Source organism: Alkaliphilus pronyensis (genome assembly GCF_009017275.1).
Classification (GTDB): domain Bacteria; phylum Bacillota; class Clostridia; order Peptostreptococcales; family Natronincolaceae; genus Alkaliphilus_C; species Alkaliphilus_C pronyensis.
Genome location: NZ_WBZC01000078.1, coordinates 1 through 3,774, shown reverse-complemented (window position 1 = coordinate 3,774; position 3,774 = coordinate 1). Strand labels below are relative to the sequence as shown.

General features: G+C 28.9%; 4 protein-coding genes. 2 read left to right on the top strand and 2 right to left on the bottom strand.

The genetic code is table 11. The features are described 5' to 3' along the window. Positions 1-200: 200 nt before the first annotated feature. The gene (locus tag F8154_RS14385) at positions 201-362 is read left to right on the top strand and encodes a DUF1540 domain-containing protein (protein ID WP_151862316.1); all 162 of its coding nucleotides are present in this window, start codon (positions 201-203) and stop codon (positions 360-362) included. A gap of 410 nt (positions 363-772) precedes the next feature. Beyond that, positions 773-2,593, top strand: a complete 1,821-nt coding sequence (locus F8154_RS14380) for a WG repeat-containing protein (protein ID WP_151862315.1) — start codon at positions 773-775, stop codon at positions 2,591-2,593. A 259-nt stretch (positions 2,594-2,852) separates the two neighbouring features. Here the strand turns inward: F8154_RS14380 and F8154_RS14375 are convergent, their stop codons facing one another. Together F8154_RS14375 and F8154_RS14370 are read right to left on the bottom strand one after the other, a co-directional pair. After that, positions 2,853-3,119: a ferritin-like domain-containing protein gene (locus F8154_RS14375; protein WP_207706901.1), complete on the bottom strand. Its 267-nt coding sequence runs from the start codon at positions 3,117-3,119 to the stop codon at positions 2,853-2,855. Between the two features lie 60 nt (positions 3,120-3,179). After that, a complete protein-coding gene (locus tag F8154_RS14370; RefSeq protein ID WP_151862314.1) occupies positions 3,180-3,569 on the bottom strand; it encodes a hypothetical protein in 390 nt (129 codons plus the stop codon). Positions 3,570-3,774 lie beyond the last annotated feature (205 nt).

Here is a 3,774-nt window from a genome sequence, read left to right as displayed (position 1 = left end):
CACTCATTCGATTAACATAATAGTTCCCCACAGGTGCCTGGGGAAAAAACTTTTACAAAAGTGAGGAGTTTCCCCTTGCAAAAAACAAGCAAGAGCAAAAAGATATACTAAGCAAAACTTAAAGAACTTTTTTGTTTTTTTAAGTATAAATAGTCTACGATTACAAATATTATAAAGGATTATAATTTGGAGGTGATATTATGTCTGAAATTAAATGTAGAGTTGAAGAGTGTCATTATAATAAAAATGACTTTTGCCGTGCTTCTACAATAGAAGTTATGTCCAGAGTAAAGGAACACATGGTAAGCAACACTGATGATACAGCCTGTAGAACCTTTATGCCTAAAGGAAATCAACAGTAGTATTCTAACTTGCAAAACCACCATTCCTATAACATGGTGGTTTTGAGCTTCTCAATCTTATTACGCCTCTCATTTCCTCAATATATTCATTTATTTGTACAAACCTTTTACAATTATTTTTTTCTCATATATAATAAATATAAATTTGCTTGAATATATGAAATCTCTTTTTCATGCCGTTATATAATTGGGATGTTCAGTGTATATCTCTGTTTCGGACTTGTAAGAAAATAATCAATATAGTAAAATTATTATATTATTTAAGCATTTACAAGTTTGTGGTTTTCTTTATAAATTGATGTAAAAAAGAAATTACAACTATACTTTTTACTGAGCTATACCCCTTATATATTTAAGGCCAAAAATGTTTTTTTAGAAAATTTCAGTATTATTGAGAGGAGATATATTACATGAGGAAGTTGGCTAGCTTTTACTTGTTAATCATCATCATTTTTATGAGCATCGTATATCAACCAGTATACGCACAAACAATAAAAACAGAGATAATAAATGGATATGAGTTCATGGTAAAGGATTTAACTAAATATAAGGATGTCAATTTTATTAGTACACAATATAATGGCTACCCCTTATTAAAAGTACAAGGATATAAAGACAAATGGGGAATAACTGACATCAATGGTAATGTGTTAATCCCTGTTAAATATGATTCAATAATGGATATCCAAGCAGGTAACGTTAAAGTTACGAGCAATGGTTTAAGCGCAGTATTAAATTATAAGACAGGTGAGATAGTTATTGATTTTGGTCAATACAATCATATCGGTCTATATGATAATGTTATTATGGTAGTAGAGAATGATAACTACCATTATTATTCATCAAATGGAGACAAGCTGTCCTTCAATACAAACATTGATTTTGTTAGATTTGTTCATAGCAAATACTATATAGGTAGGTTGAATAATAAGTGGGGTTTGTTTAACTTAGACCTTAAGGAAATTATACCATTTGAATATGATACAATAACCGATTATAGAGTTACTCTTGATGGAGCTAATAAATACTATTTTGTAGTTGAAAAAGACGGTGAGTTTGAATTAATAGACGAAAATGGTAATGAGTTGCTGGAAAGCGACTACAGATATTTTAATATTAACCCCGACTCAGAATATATCGATATAACATCCACCAATGGCTTTCCTTACAGATATAATTTAAAGACATTTACAACTTCAAATAGACACCAAATAGACTATAATGAGTACGATACATTTCAACAATATGATGAGAAGTCATACTTTTTTATAAAGAATAATGAAGCAGGGTTAATGGATCTCAACTACAATAAGATTGAAAGTGTAAGTGTAAATAATGGAAGAATTAAGAAAAGACATAAAAATGGTTTGTATGAAGTGCACTATGATAGTATTAGCCAGTACTTAGCCAAGCGAAAATATTTGAATAGTAATGGAAAAACTCTGGCATCAGACTATGGTTTTTCACTCGATTCCCTATATAATAATTCTGACTTCATAATTGTTAATAGATTTAAAAAGAAGCCTACAAAACACTATACAACTTTTTATCCTTATACAGGTGTTCATCATTTCTTCTATGCTGGAGATGAAAGATTAGATTTCAACCTTGGAGTAATAAACTCAGTTGGTGAAGAGATAATTCCGTGTAAATATGATAGAATTTTAAACTTTGGGTATACTTTAAAGGGACATTTTTTAGTTGAGGATAATGATAAATATGGGTTTATAAATGCAAAAGGAGAAATAGTTGTTCCCGTAGAATATGATTCAATTAACTTAGTTCCCTTAAGCTATGATGATAAAACCTACGCTGTACTAAAAAAAAATGATAAATGGAGTATTGTAAATGAACAGGGGGAAATAATTTATCCTTTTGAGTTAGACGAAAAAAATATGACAATAAGTGATGGATTAATAATAAACTCTGTAAACGGAAAATGGGAAGCAATAGATTTATCTGGAAATATTGTTGTTCCTTTTATTCACGATACAAAGGTTAGTTCTAAGTTTGTAAATGGCTTTGCAGTTTTCGGAAAAGGAATGAACCGAATGTATTATGATTCTAATTGGAACTTTGTTGTAGAAAAAGCTCAATTAGGTTTGGTGTCTAGTAACGGAGATACTGTTATACCATTCGGTGACTATTATAGCTCTGCTCTTACAGACAACTATTCCTTGGTGTTAACTAAAACCGATAATGGTATAAAGCTTTATGAGCTTATTAAGTAACATGGTACAAACTTACTAGCTTAAGATATTTAATTGATTATCTATAATTGAAATATAATTATAGATTAAAAAATGTCTAAGGCAATAGATTATAATATTTTAATCGAGTAGTCGGTGAATGATTATTTTTCATTCACCGACCTCTCACACCAACATTTTTCATATGTTCTTATTTCAATACCTTGCCTGTAAAAGTAAAATGAAAACCCTAAAAATATATTATTATTAACTTAAAAACTATACTTGAGTGTAGTCTTTTTTATTGTAGTTTATTAGATGGATTAACTTGACCATCCCCCATTATATTATCATGGCGACTTATTAAATGTTCCATTCCTCTTATTAAAGTATCATCTTCTAATACACTATATAAATGATATCCAAAATCTTCTCTATCGATTAATACTCCCTGTAAAACCTCTGCAGTTCCATAGTCTTTTAGTTCATGTGCTCTATCTATTGTCCTTCTAAGCATTTCTTGAATCTTTAATTCATGTTCTAAATCATTACGTATAAAATCCCTCATTGTATAGCGTCCTTCTACCTCATGCTTTATACGAGTTTATTTAGGCTATATATTTATTAGCTAGTTTTTACTTCTTCTATAATATGACTTAAAGCTATATTCAACAATAACAACAATAACTATAACGCTAAAGTATACAACGAAATGCTTAACCCCTCTGCCTTTTCCATAGAGATAAATAATAGACGCAATACTCATTCCAAATACAGATATGGTAGACAATATTTTCACTATCAAACTAATACTATTGCTTCTCAATAAGTCAGGCATAATAAGCGTGCTTATTAAATACACAAGAAAATACCCATAAAATTTACTGGTTGCAAAAGATGGAGATATTAAGAGAACTATGCCTGTAATTACTATTAATGCTACTACACATCTTTTAATTATATTTATGATAATTACCCCCCTATTAAAGACATAATAAATATTTGCTATAACCAACATAACTCTTATAAAAGCAATTTGTAATAATCAACCATTGTAATAGATTAAAAATAGATAATGACTAAGCAATGTATTAGTATAATATTATTATATAGCTTAATATAACATAATTACAATATTATGTATATTATATGTTAATAAAAATCATGATTCATACTGTCTATAAAGACATTGAACCATGATTTTTTTATGGCTTTTTACTGAT

Bases quoted from the DNA above. Each gene is read 5' to 3' on its own strand.
- F8154_RS14375 (WP_207706901.1), bottom strand. From the start codon at position 3,119: ATGAGGGATTTTATACGTAATGATTTAGAACATGAATTAAAGATTCAA.
- F8154_RS14385 (WP_151862316.1), top strand. From the start codon at position 201: ATGTCTGAAATTAAATGTAGAGTTGAAGAGTGTCATTATAATAAAAAT.
- F8154_RS14380 (WP_151862315.1), top strand. From the start codon at position 773: ATGAGGAAGTTGGCTAGCTTTTACTTGTTAATCATCATCATTTTTATG.
- F8154_RS14370 (WP_151862314.1), bottom strand. From the start codon at position 3,569: ATGTTGGTTATAGCAAATATTTATTATGTCTTTAATAGGGGGGTAATT.